The organism is Streptomyces sp. NPDC048197, assembly GCF_043202395.1.
Classification (GTDB): Bacteria; Actinomycetota; Actinomycetes; order Streptomycetales; family Streptomycetaceae; genus Streptomyces; species Streptomyces siderophoricus.
Genome location: NZ_JBIDAJ010000010.1, coordinates 136,748 through 153,843, shown reverse-complemented (window position 1 = coordinate 153,843; position 17,096 = coordinate 136,748). Strand labels below are relative to the sequence as shown.

Sequence of the window (17,096 nt, the reverse complement as noted above, 5' to 3'; positions counted from 1 at the left end):
TGCCCTGAAGAAGCACAGCGGACTGCCTCGTGCAGCAGCCGTCCGTGGTCCCCGCCAGGGGATGGGCACCCACCGTCGGTACCACTCATTGAAGCGACCGGCCGCACGCAGGACCACGGACGGGGCACGAAGCAACCCGATTGGCGGAGCGTGCGTCGGCGTGTCCGTGACGACGGCAGGTGCCGGATGGGGTAAAGGGGTTCGGTGCTGCGGCCGCCGCTAGTCGTGCGGCTTGACCGCCCGCAGCGCGTACAGCAGCGGAATGAACGGCTCCGACGGCGGCAGCCGCCACCAGCCGTTCTCGGCCGGCACCATGGCGTCGAACCGCTTCCAGGGCAACAGCTCGGTCTCCCGCACCAGTTGGACGGCCAGACCGGCACCGGTCACGGCCGTGATCACCTCGCCGATACCGTGCCGCCACTCGTAACTCGTGGTGGCGCCGCGCACCGGCGGCCCGTCGGTGTAGGTGTGCGGCGTATCGCTCCGGAGGGCGCCGCGGCCGCCCAGGTAGTCGTGGCGCAGCCGGAGGTCCTGCCGTTCCGGGTCCGGCGTCGGACCGAGGGCGTCCAGCAGCGGGTGGAACTCCACCAGGTAGAACGTGCCGCCGGGCCGGAGCAGGGCGCTGACGATCCCCGCCCACGCGGCGAGGTCCGGCAGATAGCACAGCGCGCCCTTGCCGGTGTAGACCACGTCGAAGCGGCGGCCGCCCAGCGCGGACACCGCGTCGTGCACGTCCGCCCGCACGAACTCCATGTCCCGGCCCGCCTCCTCGGCCAGCCGCCGGGCCTCCCGCACCGCCGCGGCCGAGAAGTCCAGGCCCACGGTGCGTGCCGCGCCCCGGTCGGCGAACGCGGCCGTCTCGGTGCCCAGATGACACTGCAGATGCAGCACGTCCCGCCCGGCGAGCTCACCCAGGTCCGCCCACTCGAACGGCGCGAACCAGTGCTCGGCGGTCCGTGAACCGTCCAGTCCGTAGAACTCGCTGGCCACATGGACGGGGGTCCGGGCGTCCCAGTTGGCCTGGTTGGCGCGGATCATCTCCTCGACGCCGGGAGCCGGGTGCCCAACTGCCGGCCGCGGCGGTATCGGCCCCCCGTCCCCCTGCTCACCGCTGGTCCCGGATGCATTCGTCGCGATGGTCATCCCTCCCTTCTACCGGCCACGCGGAAGGGCCACCAGAAGGGACGGCCGGAACCGTGCGCCGGTGACCGGCGAGGAGGGTCACCCGCCCCGCGGTGAGCGTCGCCAGCCGCGGCGCCCGGCGGGCGAGCGCGTCGTCCGCGGTGGTCACGATGCGGCAGACCCGCCGCTCGCCCCACAGGCGTACGAACAGCTCCACCAGCTCGGTGTGCTCCCGGGCGTCCAGCAAGGCGGTCGGCCCGTCCGCCGGCAGCACCGACGGCCGCTTCACCAGTGCCCGCGCCAGCGCCACCCGCCGCCGCATCGCATCCCTCAACTCGGCCGGAAACGCATGCAGTTGACTGCCGAGCCCGACCTCCACCAGGGCCCCGGCGGCGAGTTCTGGACGAGACCGTGCTCCCCGCCGCAAACCACCCCGAGAATCGGCGGCACGGCGGCCGTCCGCTGCCGGGGCCGAGGCCACTGACGAGACGTAAGAACCCTTGCCGCTCACCTGCAACAGCCGCCACTCCATAGGTATGTTGGACTGCACGGCGTGGTCGTTCCGACACGGAACGGCGCCATTGCTGCGCCATGGCCCTGCCATGGCCGAGGGCTGTCGAAGCGACGGGAAAGTGTCGAATGAGCCAAGAATCAGCACCGCAGTCCAGCACCGTCGATGTCACCGTCCCCAGCGTCGCGCGGATGTACGACTATTACCTCGGCGGCAAGGACAACTACGCCGTCGACCGCGAGGCCTGCGAGCAGCTGAGCAAGGTCGTGCCGAGCACCCAGGTGCTGGCCCTCAACAACCGCCGCTTCCTGCAGCGGGTGGTGCGCTGGCTGGCCACCGAACACGGCATCCGGCAGTTCATCGACCACGGCTCAGGCCTGCCGACCCAGGACAACGTCCACCAGGTCGCCCAGCGCGTCGACCCGGAGGCCCGGGTGGTGTACGTCGACAACGACCCCATCGTGCTGGCGCACGGCCGGGCCCTGCTGGAGGAGAACGCCAACACCGCGGTGATCCAGGCCGACATGCGGGACACCGACGGCATCTTCGACAGCCCGGAGGTGACGCGGCTGATCGACTTCGGCCGGCCGGTCGCCGCGCTGTTCGTCTCCGTGCTCCACTGCATCCCGGACTCCGACGATCCGGGAGGGCTGATCAAGCGGGTCGCCGACCGGCTGGCCCCGGGCAGCTTCCTGGTGGTGTGCCAGCTGGTCAGCGAGGACGCGGCGACCCGTGACTTCGTCACGAACTTCATGGCCGAGCAGACCCACGGCCAGTGGGGCCGGGTGCGGCAGGCACATGAACTGGCCGGATTCCTGGACGGGCTGGAGATCCAGGAGCCCGGGCTGGTGGAGGTCTCGACCTGGAAGCCGGACGCGGACATCGGCCCCAAGCAGCTGACCCTGGAGTGGATCGAGTACGGCGGGGTCGCCCGCAAGATCTGACGTACCGGGCCCGGGCGACGACGAGCGGCCAGGAGCCCACCGGGCGCCCCGCCGCTCGTCGTCTGATCGGATCTGGCTGAGCGGTATCAGATTTCCTTGAGCATCCGCTCCAGCATCGCCAGCGACTCGCGCGGCGATTCCGACTGGGCGCTGAGGCGGTCCATCACCGCCAGGTAGTGGTCGACGTCATCGCGCTTGTCCAGATACAGCGCACTGGTCAGCTGCTCCAGATAGACGATGTCCGGCAGATCCGGCTCCAGGAAGCGCAGGATCGTGATCGGACCACCGGCCGCCGCCAGACCGCCGAGGCTGAACGGCGCGATCTGCAGCGTGACGTTCGGCAGCTCGGCCATCGTCAGCAGATGTCTCAGCTGGCCCGCCATCGCCTCCCGGCCGCCCAGCGGACGGCGCAGCGCGGCCTCGTCGAGCACCGCCCACACCCGCGGCGCATCCGGCAGCGTCAGCAACTCCTGCCGCTGCACGCGCAGCCGCACCCGCCGCTCGATCTCCTCGGGCGTCGACCGCGGATGGCCGAGCTGCGCCACCGCGCGGGCGTAGTCCGCGGTCTGCAACAGGCCCGGCACGAACTGCACTTCATAGGTGCGGATCACCGACGCGGCCTCTTCCAGGCCGAGATGGGTCTCGAACCAGCCGGGCAGCACATCGCCGTACTGGTGCCACCAGCCCGGACTGCTGGTCCGGCGGGCCAGTTTGAGGAAGTCGTCACGGACCGCGTCGTCCGTGACGCCGTAGAGCGTCAGCAGATCGGCGACGTCCCGCTCCTTGCAGCTGACCCGGCCGAGCTCCAGGCGGCTGATCTTCGCGTGGGAACCGCGGATGGCGTCCCCGGCGGCCTCCCGGGTGACGCCGGCCGCCTCGCGCAGCCGGCGCAACTGCGTGCCCAGCACGATCCGCAGGACCGTCGGACCGCCCCGCGGATGGTCGAGATACCGGCGCAGGGACTGACCGCTGCTCGGCTGCGCCTCACTCATGCTGACTCCCTGACTCCCCTGAGTGGTCGGGCGAACGCCCAGTGTCCCATCGCGCCAAGTGTTCGTACAGTCAGGGCGACTATCCGAACGACATATGCGCCAATCTCGGCGGCATATGCCGCCGGTGCGTCAGACGAGGTCGTCGAAGTCGCCGTCCTTGGCGCCCTGGACGAAGGCCGCCATCTCGTCGCGGGTGTAGACCAGCGCCGGCCCGGAGGCGAACCGGGAGTTGCGCACGGCCACCCCGCCGTCCGAAAGAACGGCCAGCTCAACGCAGTTGCCGCTGGGGTTGCTGCGGCGGCTCTTGCGCCATACGACGCCCTCGATGCGGGTCGCCTGCATGCCGTTGGTCACCGACTCCATCAGACCTGCTCCCTTGCTGGAGGACATCCCTCCGACCGATCCCGGGCTCGCGATCACGTTGGCGTGAACGAGCCCCTGAGCGGCCGTCCTTACCGATGTAATTGCAGATGCACTTGCACCGGGCGACGGCTGCCGAGGATATTAGCTCTCCAAGGCAGTCCGGCCCAGCCCCGAAATCGCCCTCGCGGAGATCTTGATGACCGCTCATCCGGCAGAGACCGTGCACGACGCCCTTCCAGAGGAAGCGTTCGAGGAGAGCTGGTGGATGCCCGCCCCTGACGGTTTCGCCGCCTGTGCCCTCAGCAGCTGCGCGCAGACCGTGGCGGAGGCCCGCCGCTTCACCCGGGCGACGCTCAGCGGCTGGCAACTGACCGCGGACGTGACCGAGAACGCGGCGCTGGTCGTCACCGAACTCGTCAGCAACGCCCTGCGCCACGGCATCCGGGCCGGGGAGCCGGACGCGGTGCCGGTCGCCCGCGGGTTCGCCCTGGTGCCCGCGCCGGTCTGCCCGGCCTGGCTCGCCCTGACCCGGCAGGAGACCGCCGTGCTGTGCGCCGTCTCCGACACCGGCACCGACGCCCCGGTCGTACGGACCGCCGACCCGCTGGCGGAATCCGGCCGCGGGCTGCACCTCGTCGACCGGCTGAGCGAGGCCTGGGGCTGGACCCCGCCGGACCACTCGGGCAAGACGGTGTGGGCCACGGTGCCGCTGCGCGGCTGAGCCACCGTGCCCCGGTCTCCGGGGTCGCCCTGTGTGATCATTTCCGGGTCGCCGTCGTCCGACCCGAAGGCCCGAGGAACCGATGGATCTGCTGTCCCTGCGGTACTTCCGGGTCGTCGCGCGCCGGGAACACATCAGCCGGGCCGCCGAGGAACTCCGGGTGGCCCAGCCCTCGGTGAGCCGGACCATCGCCCGCCTCGAAGCCGAACTCGGCCTGCCGCTCTTCGACCGGCAGGGCCGGGCGATCCGGCTCAACCGCCACGGCGCCGCCTTCCTCACCCGGGTGGAACGGGCCCTGGACGAACTCGACGACGCCCGCCGGGAGATGGCCGACGCCGCGGGGCTCGACAACGGCAGCGTCACCATCGCCGCCGAGACCCTGCTGCCGCTGACCGAACTGCTGGCCGGCTTCCGCGCCGCCCACCCCGACGTGACCGTCCGCTGCTTCCAGTCCACCCCCGACCTGATGCGCGAACACCTGCGCACCCGCGAGGTGGACTTCTGCGTCGCCTCGCAGCCGCTCACCGGCGCCGGGCTCGGCGCGGTGCGGCTGCTGGAGGAGGAGGTGCTGCTCGCGGTCCCGGCGGCCCATCCGCTGGCCGCCCGGGAACGGGTGACGGTGGCCGACCTCGCCGACGAGCCCTTCATCACCACCCGCCCCGGACACTGGCAACGCGCCCTGCTGGAGCGGCTGTTCACCACCATCGGCCGCCGCCCGGTCATCGGCTGCGAGGGCGACGAACCCGGCGCCACCCACTTCCTCGTCATCGCCGGCCTCGGCATCGGCCTGATGCCCTCCATCGCCCGCGCCGACCTGACCGCCGCCCCGCTGGCCTGGCTGCGCATCGACGCCCCCGACTGCGTACGGGTCCTGAGCCTGGTGCGCCGCGAGGACGGCTACCTCTCCGCGGCGGCCGCCCGCTTCCGCGACCTCGCCGTCACCCACTTCGCCGAACGGGCCCGGCGGGCGCGCGGGATGCTCTAGGACTGCCGGGCGAACGGGCCGGTGCCGTACCCGTGCAGGGTGATCGCCACCTCGTGGGCCGCAGGGCAGTCCGCCGGCGAGGGCAGGAAGTCCCGGCAACCGGCGGCCAGCCGGCGCAGCACGCCCTGCTGACAGGCCAGCGCCAGCCGGTCCGCCTCGACGGCCGACAGCCGCACCCCCGGCCGCAGCTCGACATGGACGACCGGCCGGGACTCCAGCTCACCGCCGGCCGGCGCCACACAGAACCCCTCGATCAGCCCGGCCAGCGGATTGTCCTCGTACAGCCCGTGTGCGACGTCCTGCGGATTGATGATGGCCCCCAGGGAAGATGCCGAAAACGTCCGTCCATGCGTCATCGACATACTCGGGGCCCGGCGAGGGGCCGTCATGAGCTGAGCTACTCAGGTGTCCGGGTGAGTATTTCCGGCCGGACGCCGCTACGCCTCGCCGGCCGCCGGGTCCGCCAGGCCGAACGCGGACAGCAGCCGTTCGGCCGCCAGCGTCGCGGTGATCTCACCGTCCCGCACCGCCCGCTCGACCTCCGGGCCCAGCCGGCGCACCTCGGGATGCTCCTGGAGGCGGTCGATGAGCCGGTCGCGGACCATCGACCAGGTCCAGTCGACCTGCTGGGTGCGGCGCCGCTCGGCCAGCGCACCGGTCGATTCGAGCAGGGTGCGGTGCTGCTCGACGCGTTCCCAGACCGCCTTCAGACCGGTGCCCTCGCGGGCGCTGCAGGTCAGCACGGGCGGCGTCCAGGCCGCGTCGGCAGGCTGCAACAGCCGCAGTGCTCCGGCGAGTTCGCGGGCCGCGGAGCGGGCGTCCCGCTCGTGCGGACCGTCGGCCTTGTTCACCGACACCAGGTCCGCCAGCTCCAGCACGCCCTTCTTGATGCCCTGGAGCTGGTCGCCGGTGCGGGCCAGGGTCAGCAGCAGGAACGTGTCGACCATGTTGGCCACCGTCGTCTCCGACTGGCCGACCCCCACCGTCTCCACCAGCACCACGTCATAGCCCGCGGCCTCCATCACGACGATGGACTCCCGGGTGGCGCGCGCCACCCCGCCCAGCGTCCCGGACGTGGGGGAGGGGCGGACGAACGCCGCCGGGTCGGTCGCCAGCCGCTCCATCCGGGTCTTGTCACCCAGGATGGAGCCACCGGTCCGGCTGGACGACGGGTCGACGGCGAGCACCGCCACCCGGTGCCCCATCCCGGTCAGCAGCGACCCCAGCGCATCGATGAAGGTCGACTTGCCGACACCGGGCACCCCGCTGATGCCCACCCGGCGGGCCGCACCGGAGTACGGCAGCAGCTCGACCAGCAGCCGCTGCGCCGCCGCCCGGTGGTCGGCGCGGGTGGACTCGACCAGGGTGACGGCCCGGGCGATCCAGGCCCGGGAACCCGCCCGGACCCCTTCGGCGTACCGTTCGACGTCGATCGTCGCAGGCATGTCCCCCCGCTCTACAGCTCGTGGCCGAGGACCGACGCCAGGTCCTTCACCAGGTCGTGCGCGGCGTCCGGGATCACCGTGCCGGGCAGGAACACCGCGGCCGCACCCATGTCGCGCAGCGGCTGCACGTCCTGCGGCGGGATCACCCCGCCCACCACGATCGTGATGTCCTCCCGCTCCTCCGCCGCCAGCGCCTCCTTCAGCGCCGGCACCAGGGTGAGGTGACCGGCGGCGAGGGAGGACACCCCGACGATGTGCACATCCGCCTCGACCGCCTGGCGGGCCACCTCGGCCGGGGTCTGGAACAGCGGGCCGACGTCCACGTCGAAGCCCAGGTCGGCGAAGGCCGTGGCGATCACCTTCTGGCCGCGGTCATGGCCGTCCTGGCCCATCTTGGCCACCAGGATGCGCGGCCGGCGCCCCTCGGCCCGCTCGAACTCGGCCACCAGGGCCCGGGTGCGCTCCACACCGGAGGACGGGCCCGCTTCGTCTCGGTACACACCCGAGATCGTACGGATCTGGCCGGAGTGCCGCCCGTAGACCTCCTCCAGGGCGTCCGAGATCTCGCCGACGGTCGCCTTGGCCCGGGCCGCGTCCACCGCCAGCGCCAGCAGATTGCCCTCAAGTCCCTTGCCGGGACCGGACTTCGCCGCCGCGGTCAGCGCCCGCAGCGCGTCCTGGCAGGCCGCCTCGTCGCGCTCGGCCCGCAGCCGCTTGAGCTTCTCGATCTGCTGGGCGCGGACCGCGGAGTTGTCGACCTTGAGGACCTCGATCTCCTCGTCGCTGGCCACCCGGTACTTGTTGACGCCGATCAGCGCCTGCCGCCCGGAGTCGATCCGCGCCTGGGTACGGGCCGCGGCCTCCTCCACCCGCAGCTTCGGGATGCCCGCGTCGATCGCCTTGGCCATCCCGCCGGCCGCCTCGACCTCCTCGATGTGCTGCCAGGCCCGGCGCGCCAGGTCGTACGTGAGCTTCTCGACGTAGGCGCTGCCGCCCCACGGGTCGATCACCCGGCAGGTGCCCGACTCCTGCTGGAGGAACAGCTGGGTGTTCCGGGCGATCCGCGCCGAGAAGTCGGTGGGCAGGGCGAGCGCCTCGTCGAGGGCGTTGGTGTGCAGCGACTGGGTGTGCCCCTGGGTCGCCGCCATCGCCTCCACGCACGTCCGGGTGACGTTGTTGAACACGTCCTGCGCGGTCAGCGACCAGCCCGAGGTCTGCGAATGGGTGCGCAGGGACAGGGACTTGGGGTTCTTCGGCTCGAACTTCTGGACCAGGCGCGCCCACAGCAGCCGGGCCGCGCGCAGCTTGGCGATCTCCATGAAGAAGTTCATGCCGATCGCCCAGAAGAACGACAGCCGCGGCGCGAACGCGTCCACGTCCATCCCGGCCGCCAGCCCCGCCCGCAGGTACTCCACCCCGTCCGCGAGGGTGTACGCCAGCTCCAGGTCGGCCGTCGCACCGGCCTCCTGGATGTGGTAGCCGGAGATCGAGATGGAGTTGTAGCGCGGCATCTTCTGCGAGGTGTACGCGAAGATGTCGGAGATGATCCGCATCGACGGCTGCGGCGGATAGATGTAGGTGTTGCGGACCATGAACTCCTTGAGGATGTCGTTCTGAATGGTCCCGGCCAGCTTCTCGGGCGGAACGCCCTGCTCCTCGGCGGCCACGATGTACAGCGCCAGCACGGGCAGCACCGCGCCGTTCATCGTCATCGACACCGTCATCTTGTCCAGCGGGATGCCCTCGAAGAGCTGCCGCATGTCGTAGATCGAGTCGATCGCGACACCCGCCATGCCGACGTCACCGGTCACCCGCGGGTGGTCGCTGTCGTAGCCGCGGTGGGTGGGCAGGTCGAAGGCGACCGACAGGCCCTTCTGGCCGGCCGCCAGATTGCGCCGGTAGAAGGCGTTGGACTCCTCGGCGGTGGAGAAGCCGGCGTACTGCCGGATCGTCCAGGGCTGGTTGACGTACATCGTCGGGTACGGGCCGCGCAGGTACGGCGCGATGCCCGGGTACGTGCCCAGGAAGTCGACGCCCGCCAGATCGTCCTCGGTGTACAGCGGCTTGACGTCGATGCCTTCCGGCGTCTCCCACGTCAGGTCCGCAAGTCCCTTGCCGGTGGCCGTCTCCACGGCTTGGGCCCACTGCTCCGCCCCGGCCGCGCCGTCCGCCGCGGCCGGGCCGCCCAGCTCGATCGTGCTGAAGTCCGGGATGGCGCCGGCCCGTTGCGTTGCTTCCTGCATCTCGGTCATCCCGCCACCTCCATGACGTCCAGGGCCGAGGACAGCACCTCGACCGCGTCGCAGCCCGCGAAGACGTACGCGTCGACCCCGGCCGCCTCGAATTCCTCCCGGCGCTCGCCCGGCCGGCCGGCCAGGAACACCCGCACCGCACCCGCCGCCTTCAGTGCCGCCGCCACCGCGGCCGCCTGCTCGCCGTAGACCGCGTCGCTCGAACACAGCGCGGCGATCCGCGCACCGCTGCGTGCGAACGCCTCGGTCACCGACTCGGCGTCGACGGCCGCCGGCTCCTGCCCGGTCTCGATGCCGCCCGCCTGGAACAGGTTGGCGGCGAACGCCACCCGCGCGGTGTGCGCCGCGACCGGGCCCAGCGCGGCCAGGAACACCTTCGGCCGGGCCCCGGTCGCCGCCAGATGGGCGTCCGAACGGGCCCGCAGCACCTCGTACGCATCGTCCCTGCGCACCCGCGGCAGCCCACCGGACACCGGGGCCGGCGCCGGCTCGCGCTCCACCGGCGCCTCGGCGAGGAACGGGAACTCGCTGACGCCGGTGATCGGTTCGCGGCGGTGCGCCAGGTCCTCGGTACGGCGCGCCCAGGTCCGCGCCAGCCGCTCGCGGAGCATCCCGGAGCGCAGTGCCGCGGCCTGACCGCCCGCGGCCTCGATCTCCTGGAAGAACGCCCAGCCCGCGCGGGCGAGTTCATCGGTCAGCTGCTCCACGTACCAGGAGCCGCCCGCCGGGTCGATCACCTTCGACAGATGCGACTCCTCCAGCAGCACCGACTGGGTGTTGCGGGCGATCCGCCGGGCGAAGGCGTCGGACAGGCCGAGCGCCGCGTCGAACGGCAGCACCGTCACCGCGTCCGCACCGCCGACCCCCGCCGACAGCCCGGCGACCGTGGTGCGCAGCATGTTCACCCACGGGTCCCGGCGGGTCATCATCACCGGCGAGGTCACCGCGTGCTGGACCTGCGCGGACGCGCCGGGCGCGGCCCCGCACACCTCCGCGACCCGCGCCCACAGCCGGCGGGCCGCGCGCAGTTTGGCGATGGTCAGGAACTGGTCCGCGGTCGCGGCGTAGCGGAACTCCAGCTGCCGGCAGGCGTCGTCGATGCCCACCCCGGCCGCGGTCAGGTGCCGCAGATAGGCCACACCGGTGGCGAGGGAGGTGCCGAGCTCCTCGGCCGCCGAGCCGCCCGCCTCGTGGTACGGCAGCGCGTCGACGGCCAACGCCCGTACCCCGGGCGCCTCCGCGAGGCAGCGCCCGGCCAGCCGGGCCGCCGCCTCCAGCTGCACCCGCAGCTTGCTGTCGTCACCGGTACGGGCCAGCAGCCCCAGCGGGTCGGCGCCCAGCGCGCCGGTGACCTCGGCCGCCGGCACACCGGCCGCGGCGTACAGGCGCAGCAACTCCTCGGCGGCCGGGGCGAAATCGGCGCCCGCGTCCAGCACCACCGCGGCCAGGTCCAGATAGACGCCCTTGAGCGCCTCGGCAAGACCGGACACCGGCACCCCGCCGTGCCCGACGGTCAGCCAGACCGAGGTGACGCCGTTCTCCAGATCGGCGAGCACTGCTTCGTTGGCGCGCCGCGGATCGGTGTGCACCTGGCGCTGGCGTACGTCCCAGCCGGCGACGGTCGTGCCCTCGGGTCGTCCGCCCCGTACGAAGGGCGGGAACCCGGGGCGGCCCGAGGCGGCCGCACCGTCCTCGGCGGTGTAGAGCGGGCGGACGCGGATCCCGTCCTGGAGATCCGTGGCGAGCGCGTCCTCGGCGGCGGCACCCGTTGCCTCGGTGACGCCCGATTTGCGCAGCACGCCTTCGACAAGGCGCTGCCACTGCTCGCGATCGGCATCCGGGAAGGCCGCGGCCAGGGGGAGTTCGGTGGACTCGGCGGTCATGGCAGCAGGCTAGGCGAACGACCGTTAGCTGGAGCAGGGGCTCCGGCTGTGACGTTGCACTCGTTGACCACCCCCGCATGTTCGTATCTATGCGTCGCTGACCGGTTCTGTACGGTGATCCCGGACACCCGACGACCCCGGAGACCGACCGAGGAGCACGATGTCCAGGGCGCCGCACCGCCGCACCACGGCCCTCGCCGCCCTGCTCCTGGCCGTCGCCGCGCTGCTGTGGGCACTGCCCGGGTCCGGCGGCCCCCGCCGGGCGGCCGGCTGCACCGGACGCCGGATCGCCTCCTGGTCGGTCGATTCCCGGCAAACCGCCGCATTCACCCGCTACGGCAACGACAACACCCGCACCGACGACTGGACCGGCGGCGACGGCACCCACTCGGTGCGCCTCCCCGACGGCCGCACGCTGTGGCTCTTCTCCGACACCTTCCTCGACCGCATCCAGCCACCCCCCAACCCGCAGGGCCGGCACAGCCGTTGGCGCACCGCCGACCACGGCACCCCGTACCTCCGGCACAACTCCCTGGTGGTGACCTCCCGTTCGGGCCGGCCGGAACGCACCCTGACCGGCGGCACCCCCACCGCACCCGGCCCGTACTTCCCCGACCCGCCCGGCGGCGGCTGGCGCTGGCCGGTCCAGGCGCGGGTCGAGCCCCGGACGCCCGGCGCCGCCGAGCGCGTGGTCCGGGTGCTGCTGTGGCGCCGGACGCCCGGCACCGGACCGTGGATCTTCGGCATGCCGTACGGCACCGAGGTCGCCACCCTCTCGCTGCCCGGCCTGCACCTGGAACGCATCGACGAGACCGTCGGCCCGGACGCCACTGCCGATCCCGGGCGGCGCGTGCTCTACGGCGCCGCGGCCGTCCGGGCCGGCCGCTGGACCTACGTCTACGGCGCCGACGACCCGCCCTCCGTGCCCGCCTCCCGCGCCTACCTCGCCCGGGTCCCCGTCGGCCGGCTCGCGGACCGCGGCAGCTGGCGCTTCTGGGACGGTACCCACTGGCAGCCACGGGCCGGCCGGGCCGCACCGGTGCTGCGGGACGGCGGCCGCCGCGGCGTCGGCAGTGCCTTCACCGTCGTCCGCGACGGCGGCGGCAGCTCCCGGGCCTGGGTGCTGTTCACCATGGATACCGGGGGCGGCGGCACCGCCGGGATGCGCACCCTCACCAGCTACTGGGCCTGCGCACCCGAGGGCCCCTGGCACGGCCCGAACGGCCGGATCACCCCGCCCCGGCCACCCGCCCCCGACCCGCAGTACGTCGTCGCCTACAACCCGCAGGCCCACCCCGGACCCACCACGGACGGCACCCTGCAGCTCAGCTACGACATCAACTGGCTCGGACCGCCCGGCGTCCCGGCCGACCCGCACGTCAACGGCGACGTCGACCTCTACCGGCCGCGCTTCCTCCTCGTCACGATGGCGGACGCCGCACCCTGACGGCCGGCGCGGCGGGCCTCAACTCCCGTGCCGCTCCCGCCACGTGCGGGCCTGCTCGTCGATGTCGAACGGCACCAGATTCAGCGGCGGGCCCTCCAGGGGAGTGCGCAGCGCGGCGCGGATCCGCTCGTTGACCGCCGCCAGGATGCGGCGCAGCGCGGCCTCGGTCGGCGCGTTCGCGGCCGCCTCGCGCGCCTCCTCGGCCTCCTTGCGCAACACCAGGCTCGGCGGCAGGTAGGAGAGGTGCTCCCGCTGCATCTTCTCCTTGATCCACCACATCTCGTCATACGGCTGGTCGAGGTGCGGAAGGGGCTTGCCGGCCCCGGGGAGGTCGGCGAAATCGCCGCGCTCCGTGGCCTCGCGGATCTGCTTGTCGACCCAGCTCTCGAAGCTGACTCCGGGTGGTTTGCGCTCGGACATCGCAAGGACTCCCCACGTCGCGGCTCTGGTCCGGCCCTGTGATCAGCCTACGCCGCCGCCCTCCGTACCGCCGGTGCCGCCCGGTGCGGTCGGGCTGGGCTGGACGATGGGGAAGGCGTTGTTGCCGCCGCACACCATGGGGCCGACCCGGACCGTGTCGCCCACCAGGGTCACCATCACCTGGTCCGGCGGCTTGTTCCCCGGCACCCGGGCGTTGGCCGCGGTGCACACCAGCTGGTTCAGCGAGGCGGAGTCCAGCAGCTTGACGTTCATCGGCAGGTGGATCACGACCGTGCCCTCGCCGGTGGTGGCGGTCAGCGGGCCCGGGAACTTCGGCAGCACGCTGGACAGGCCGCGCATCCGCTCGGCGTGGTTGGGCCCCTCCATCAGCAGCGACAGCGCCTGGTCCGGGTCGACCGGGGCCTTTGCCGGCCGGGTCGCCGACCGCAGCCCGGACGGCCCGTAGAAGAACAGCTGGACATCGGCCGCGGGCTGGCCCGGCGACTTCACCCCGGAGGCGGGCTCACCGGCGTCGATCACATCGGTGGGCGCGATACCGCAGCCGGCCAGCGCACCGGCCAGCGCACCGCTGACCACACCGCCCAGCACGCGGGCCCTGGGCGTCCGCGGGGCGTTCCGCCCGTTCATGGCGCTCATCCGTCGTTCTCCTCACCGGCCGCCCGGTTCCCTTCGGTCCCGTCGGCCGCGTCCGCCCCGTCCGTCCTGCCCGGACCGTCCGTCGCGTCCGCCCCGCTCACGTCGGACGTGCCGCCGGGGTCGCCCGGCTCGTCCTGGCGCAGCGGGAGGTCCACGGTGAACACCGCGCCGCCCTCCGGAGAGTTGGCCGCCCGCATCACGCCGCCGTGCAGCCGTACGTTCTCCATCGCGATGGCCAGCCCCAGACCGCTGCCCTCCGAACGGGCCCGGGCCGAGTCCGCCTTGTAGAACCGCTCGAAGACGTGCGGCAGGACCTCGGGGTCTATTCCCGGACCGCTGTCGCGGACCTCGATCAGCAGCCGGTCCGCGCCCGGCTCCGGGGCGTGCAGCACCACCCGCACCGGCTCACCACCGTGGTGCAGCGCATTGCCGACCAGGTTGGCGACCACCACGTCGAGCCGCCGCGGATCGAGCTGGGCCCGGACGTCCTCGGGCAGGTCCGCGGCCACCCGCTTCTGCCAGGCCCGGGCCTGCAGCGTCTTGCGGATGGTCTCGGCGACATCCACCTCGTCCAGATGGAGCGCCGCGGCGCCCGCGTCGAACCGGGAGACCTCCATCAGGTCCTCCACCATCCGCGCCAGCTTGCCGGTCTCCTGGCTGATCAGCCGGACCGCGGAGGCGGTGTCCGGGTCGAGCGAGTCGGCGTCCTCGTCGAGCACGTCGGTCACCGCGGTCATCGCCGCCAGCGGCGTGCGCAGCTCGTGCGAGACATCGGCCGCGAACCGCCGGGAGTTGGCCTCCAGGCGGCGCAGCTCGGCCATGCTCTCCTCCAGCCGGGCCGCCATGTCGTTGAACGTGCGGGAGAGGTCGGCGAGTTCGTCGGCGCCCTTGACCTCCAGCCGGGTGTCCAGTTTGCCCTCGGCGATCCGCCCGGCGGCCTGCCGCAGCCCACGCACCGGCCGCAGCACCCCGCGCGCGGCGAGCAGCGCCGGGATCACCGCGAGGATCAGCACCGGCAGGGCACCTCGCTGGGCCGCGGTCACCAGTGCCTCGACGTTGGACTCCTCGGCGCTGAGCGGCAGTTGGGCATAGACGGACAACGCGGACGCCTGCCCGTCGGACTGCCGCACCGGCATGCCGATCAGCAGCCAGGGCGACCCCGCGCGGTTGATCCGCTGGAAGGCCGGGACGTGCCGCTTCTCCACCGACGCCTTCAGATCGGCCGGGATCACCACACTGCGCTGCAGCCCGCCCTCATCACTGTCCGGAACACCGAGATAATGTACGGAAATATCCCATTCGCGTGATTTGCCGGAACGCTCCAGCTGCACCCGGAAGTTGTCCAGGTCCGCCTGCGTCGGCGGCACCGTCAGCTCCGGCGCGAGCGAGTTCACCTGCGCCCGCAGATCGTTCACCGCGATGTCCTGGGACCGCTGCAGAATGGCGTTACGGGCCTCGCGGTACGTCAGCAGCGCCGTGGTCAGCGCACTGACGGCCGCCACCACCAGGAACCCCACGACGAGCCGCGCCCGCAGACCACGCAGCAGGGTGCGCGACGGCACCCGGCCGGCGAGGCGGTTCACAGCGGACCGAAGCGGTAACCGAAGCCGCGCACGGTCTGGACGTAACGGGGGCTGCGCGGAGTGTCCTCTATCTTCGTCCGCAACCGCATCACACAGGCGTCCACCAGCCGCGCATCGCCGTGGTAGCTGTGCTCCCACACATGCTCCAGCAACTGCTGGCGGCTGAAGACCTGCCCCGGCGTCGCGGACAGGAACAGCAGCAGCTTCATCTCCGAGGGTGCCAGCGCCAGGTCCTTGCCGCCCTTGGCGACGACCAGACCGGCCCGGTCGATGGCCAGTTCGCCGTAGGTCTCGACCGGCGCGGGCCCCGGCTCCACGGCCGGGGCCCCGTCGGCGGGCAGCGCCGTACGGCGCAGCACCGCCCGGATGCGCGCCTCCAGCACCTCACCACGGGCCGGTTTGACGATGTAGTCGTCGGCTCCCGCCTCCAGCCCGAGCACCACGTCCAGATCGTCGCCGCGGGCGGTGAGCATGATGATCGGCAGCTGCCGCTCGGCGCGGATCAGCCGGCACACCTCGAAACCGTCCTTGCCGGGGAGCATCAGATCCAGCAGCACGATGTCCGGGCGGAACCCGGGCAGCGCCGCCAGACCCTCCTCGCCGCTGGCCGCGGCCGCCACTTCGTGGCCGCGCCGCCGTAGCGCGAGGGACACTCCGTCCCGTACGGCGGCGTCGTCCTCGATCAGAAGTACTCGTGGCATGGCACCAGTATCAATAAGTTTCATGATGGATCCGTAACAGGAGCAGCCATCCCGGCCCGGGACGCATCTGTCGTGGTGAAGACGGCGGATGCCTCCGGCACCCGCCGTCCGCACGGACACCGGCACGGCATAGGGGACGGGATCGGGATGGCTCGGCGCTTCGGTATCGAGGGCGGCATCATCGGAGTGGTGGCGGCGGCGGTGGTGTCGCTGGGGATCGTCGGGGCGGTCGCCTCCGGCCAACTCGGTGGGCCGTCCAGGGCCGAGGCGGACACCCTGGGCCGGCAGACCGCGCGGGCACCGAAGATCGCCCCCGTCGACCCGTCCATCGTGCACGCCTCCGACCGCCCCGGCCGCAGCCTGAACATCACCATCGACGACGGCCCGGACCCGGTCTGGACCCCCAAGGTCCTCGAAGTGCTGAAGAAGCACGACGTCAGGGCCGTCTTCTGCATGATCGGCCCGCAGGCCAGGGCCCACCCCGACCTGGTCAAGCAGGTGGTGGCCGCCGGGCACAAGCTCTGCGACCACACCGTCAGCCACAACACCGGCATGGACCACCAGCCGGAGAGCTACCAGTCGCAGCAGATCCTCGACGCCCAGAAGATGATCGAGGACGCGGCGGGCGGCGCGAAGGTCGAGTACTACCGCGCACCCGGCGGCGCCTTCACCCCCTACAGCCGGAAGCTGGCCGCCGCCCACGGCATGCGCCCGCTCGGCTGGAACGTCGACAGCAAGGACTTCGAGAGCGGCAGCGCCGAGGCGATCGAGGCCACCGTCCACGGGGAGATCACCAACGGGCCGACCGTCCTCTTCCACGACGGCGGCGGCAACCGCTCCCTCACCGTCGCGTCCCTGGACCGCCTGCTGCCGTGGATGAAGCAGCAGGGGTACGGCTTCGGGTTCCCGAAGCGCTGACCCACCCCTTCCGTAAGCGGTGAAGCGGCCGTGGGGGCCCGGGGGGCCCCCCCGGGGCGGCGGGGGGGGGGGGGGCGGCGCCGCGCGGTCGGGGAAGCCGGGGCGGGGCCCGGGAGTGGCGCGCGCCCAGGTGGGGGGGGGGAAGGGGTTAG

At 72.5% G+C, this 17,096-nt stretch carries 17 protein-coding genes; 5 read left to right on the top strand and 12 right to left on the bottom strand.

All coding sequences use genetic code 11. The features are described from left to right. Nucleotides 1-219: 219 nt before the first annotated feature. Together ACGF4C_RS16395 and ACGF4C_RS16390 are read right to left on the bottom strand one after the other, a co-directional pair. A complete protein-coding gene (locus ACGF4C_RS16395) occupies nucleotides 220-1,038 on the bottom strand; it encodes a class I SAM-dependent methyltransferase (RefSeq protein ID WP_393566804.1) in 819 nt (272 codons plus the stop codon). Nucleotides 1,039-1,105: 67 nt separating this feature from the next. Continuing rightward, complete coding sequence (locus ACGF4C_RS16390) at nucleotides 1,106-1,501, bottom strand: hypothetical protein (RefSeq protein WP_393566803.1); 396 nt, start codon at nucleotides 1,499-1,501, stop codon at nucleotides 1,106-1,108. A gap of 260 nt (nucleotides 1,502-1,761) precedes the next feature. Between ACGF4C_RS16390 and ACGF4C_RS16385 the strand changes: the two genes are divergently transcribed. Further along, complete coding sequence (locus ACGF4C_RS16385; protein ID WP_393566801.1) at nucleotides 1,762-2,577, top strand: SAM-dependent methyltransferase; 816 nt, start codon at nucleotides 1,762-1,764, stop codon at nucleotides 2,575-2,577. Nucleotides 2,578-2,663: 86 nt separating this feature from the next. Here the strand turns inward: ACGF4C_RS16385 and ACGF4C_RS16380 are convergent, their stop codons facing one another. Both ACGF4C_RS16380 and ACGF4C_RS16375 read right to left on the bottom strand, forming a co-directional pair. After that, a complete protein-coding gene (locus ACGF4C_RS16380; protein ID WP_393566799.1) occupies nucleotides 2,664-3,569 on the bottom strand; it encodes a helix-turn-helix domain-containing protein in 906 nt (301 codons plus the stop codon). A gap of 129 nt (nucleotides 3,570-3,698) precedes the next feature. Beyond that, nucleotides 3,699-3,932: a DUF397 domain-containing protein gene (locus ACGF4C_RS16375; RefSeq protein WP_393566797.1), complete on the bottom strand. Its 234-nt coding sequence runs from the start codon at nucleotides 3,930-3,932 to the stop codon at nucleotides 3,699-3,701. A 196-nt stretch (nucleotides 3,933-4,128) separates the two neighbouring features. On the opposite strand from ACGF4C_RS16375, the gene ACGF4C_RS16370 reads away from it, so the two are divergent. Next, nucleotides 4,129-4,653, top strand: coding sequence for an ATP-binding protein (locus ACGF4C_RS16370; RefSeq protein WP_393566795.1), 525 nt, complete (start codon nucleotides 4,129-4,131; stop codon nucleotides 4,651-4,653). A gap of 82 nt (nucleotides 4,654-4,735) precedes the next feature. Further along, nucleotides 4,736-5,638, top strand: coding sequence for a LysR family transcriptional regulator (locus ACGF4C_RS16365; protein ID WP_393566793.1), 903 nt, complete (start codon nucleotides 4,736-4,738; stop codon nucleotides 5,636-5,638). Here ACGF4C_RS16365 and ACGF4C_RS16360 read toward each other — a convergent pair. The 4 genes from ACGF4C_RS16360 to mutA form a co-directional block, all read right to left on the bottom strand. Further along, the gene (locus tag ACGF4C_RS16360) at nucleotides 5,635-5,994 is read right to left on the bottom strand and encodes a coenzyme f390 synthetase (protein WP_393566791.1); all 360 of its coding nucleotides are present in this window, start codon (nucleotides 5,992-5,994) and stop codon (nucleotides 5,635-5,637) included. The genes ACGF4C_RS16365 and ACGF4C_RS16360 overlap by 4 nt on opposite strands. Before the next feature lie 81 nt (nucleotides 5,995-6,075). Beyond that, complete coding sequence (meaB, locus tag ACGF4C_RS16355) at nucleotides 6,076-7,083, bottom strand: methylmalonyl Co-A mutase-associated GTPase MeaB (protein WP_393566789.1); 1,008 nt, start codon at nucleotides 7,081-7,083, stop codon at nucleotides 6,076-6,078. Between the two features lie 11 nt (nucleotides 7,084-7,094). Continuing rightward, complete coding sequence (gene scpA, locus ACGF4C_RS16350; protein WP_393566948.1) at nucleotides 7,095-9,326, bottom strand: methylmalonyl-CoA mutase; 2,232 nt, start codon at nucleotides 9,324-9,326, stop codon at nucleotides 7,095-7,097. A gap of 5 nt (nucleotides 9,327-9,331) precedes the next feature. Next, complete coding sequence (gene mutA, locus ACGF4C_RS16345; protein ID WP_393566787.1) at nucleotides 9,332-11,218, bottom strand: methylmalonyl-CoA mutase small subunit; 1,887 nt, start codon at nucleotides 11,216-11,218, stop codon at nucleotides 9,332-9,334. 160 nt (nucleotides 11,219-11,378) lie between these two features. Here mutA and ACGF4C_RS16340 point away from each other — a divergent pair, with 160 nt between their 5' ends. Beyond that, entirely contained in the window at nucleotides 11,379-12,665 is a 1,287-nt protein-coding gene (locus ACGF4C_RS16340; RefSeq protein WP_393566785.1) for a hypothetical protein, read from the top strand. Between the two features lie 18 nt (nucleotides 12,666-12,683). On the opposite strand, the gene ACGF4C_RS16335 is transcribed toward ACGF4C_RS16340, so the two are convergent. From ACGF4C_RS16335 to ACGF4C_RS16320, 4 genes are read right to left on the bottom strand one after another with little or no spacing between them, the layout of a single operon-like run. Then, the gene (locus tag ACGF4C_RS16335; RefSeq protein ID WP_393566783.1) at nucleotides 12,684-13,085 is read right to left on the bottom strand and encodes a DUF1992 domain-containing protein; all 402 of its coding nucleotides are present in this window, start codon (nucleotides 13,083-13,085) and stop codon (nucleotides 12,684-12,686) included. A gap of 42 nt (nucleotides 13,086-13,127) precedes the next feature. Continuing rightward, nucleotides 13,128-13,742 carry a hypothetical protein gene (locus ACGF4C_RS16330; RefSeq protein ID WP_393566781.1) on the bottom strand — a complete coding sequence of 205 codons (615 nt, stop codon included), beginning with the start codon at nucleotides 13,740-13,742 and terminating at the stop codon, nucleotides 13,128-13,130. Next, nucleotides 13,739-15,325, bottom strand: a complete 1,587-nt coding sequence (locus ACGF4C_RS16325; RefSeq protein ID WP_393566779.1) for an ATP-binding protein — start codon at nucleotides 15,323-15,325, stop codon at nucleotides 13,739-13,741. Before ACGF4C_RS16325 ends, ACGF4C_RS16330 begins: the two co-directional genes overlap by 4 nt. Continuing rightward, nucleotides 15,322-16,026, bottom strand: a complete 705-nt coding sequence (locus ACGF4C_RS16320) for a response regulator transcription factor (protein WP_030415362.1) — start codon at nucleotides 16,024-16,026, stop codon at nucleotides 15,322-15,324. The genes ACGF4C_RS16325 and ACGF4C_RS16320 overlap by 4 nt, the downstream gene beginning before the upstream one ends. 147 nt (nucleotides 16,027-16,173) lie before the next feature. Between ACGF4C_RS16320 and ACGF4C_RS16315 the strand changes: the two genes are divergently transcribed. Next, a complete protein-coding gene (locus tag ACGF4C_RS16315; RefSeq protein ID WP_393566946.1) occupies nucleotides 16,174-16,944 on the top strand; it encodes a polysaccharide deacetylase family protein in 771 nt (256 codons plus the stop codon). The last annotated feature ends 152 nt before the right edge of the window (nucleotides 16,945-17,096 follow it).

What these genes read in the sequence shown, in the direction of transcription:
- ACGF4C_RS16395 (WP_393566804.1), bottom strand. Translation starts at nt 1,038, where the DNA reads ATGATCCGCGCCAACCAGGCCAACTGGGACGCCCGGACCCCCGTCCAT.
- ACGF4C_RS16385 (WP_393566801.1), top strand. Translation starts at nt 1,762, where the DNA reads ATGAGCCAAGAATCAGCACCGCAGTCCAGCACCGTCGATGTCACCGTC.
- ACGF4C_RS16380 (WP_393566799.1), bottom strand. Translation starts at nt 3,569, where the DNA reads ATGAGTGAGGCGCAGCCGAGCAGCGGTCAGTCCCTGCGCCGGTATCTC.
- ACGF4C_RS16375 (WP_393566797.1), bottom strand. Translation starts at nt 3,932, where the DNA reads ATGGAGTCGGTGACCAACGGCATGCAGGCGACCCGCATCGAGGGCGTC.
- ACGF4C_RS16370 (WP_393566795.1), top strand. Translation starts at nt 4,129, where the DNA reads ATGACCGCTCATCCGGCAGAGACCGTGCACGACGCCCTTCCAGAGGAA.
- ACGF4C_RS16365 (WP_393566793.1), top strand. Translation starts at nt 4,736, where the DNA reads ATGGATCTGCTGTCCCTGCGGTACTTCCGGGTCGTCGCGCGCCGGGAA.
- ACGF4C_RS16360 (WP_393566791.1), bottom strand. Translation starts at nt 5,994, where the DNA reads ATGACGCATGGACGGACGTTTTCGGCATCTTCCCTGGGGGCCATCATC.
- meaB (WP_393566789.1), bottom strand. Translation starts at nt 7,083, where the DNA reads ATGCCTGCGACGATCGACGTCGAACGGTACGCCGAAGGGGTCCGGGCG.
- scpA (WP_393566948.1), bottom strand. Translation starts at nt 9,326, where the DNA reads ATGCAGGAAGCAACGCAACGGGCCGGCGCCATCCCGGACTTCAGCACG.
- mutA (WP_393566787.1), bottom strand. Translation starts at nt 11,218, where the DNA reads ATGACCGCCGAGTCCACCGAACTCCCCCTGGCCGCGGCCTTCCCGGAT.
- ACGF4C_RS16340 (WP_393566785.1), top strand. Translation starts at nt 11,379, where the DNA reads ATGTCCAGGGCGCCGCACCGCCGCACCACGGCCCTCGCCGCCCTGCTC.
- ACGF4C_RS16335 (WP_393566783.1), bottom strand. Translation starts at nt 13,085, where the DNA reads ATGTCCGAGCGCAAACCACCCGGAGTCAGCTTCGAGAGCTGGGTCGAC.
- ACGF4C_RS16330 (WP_393566781.1), bottom strand. Translation starts at nt 13,742, where the DNA reads ATGAGCGCCATGAACGGGCGGAACGCCCCGCGGACGCCCAGGGCCCGC.
- ACGF4C_RS16320 (WP_030415362.1), bottom strand. Translation starts at nt 16,026, where the DNA reads ATGCCACGAGTACTTCTGATCGAGGACGACGCCGCCGTACGGGACGGA.
- ACGF4C_RS16315 (WP_393566946.1), top strand. Translation starts at nt 16,174, where the DNA reads ATGGCTCGGCGCTTCGGTATCGAGGGCGGCATCATCGGAGTGGTGGCG.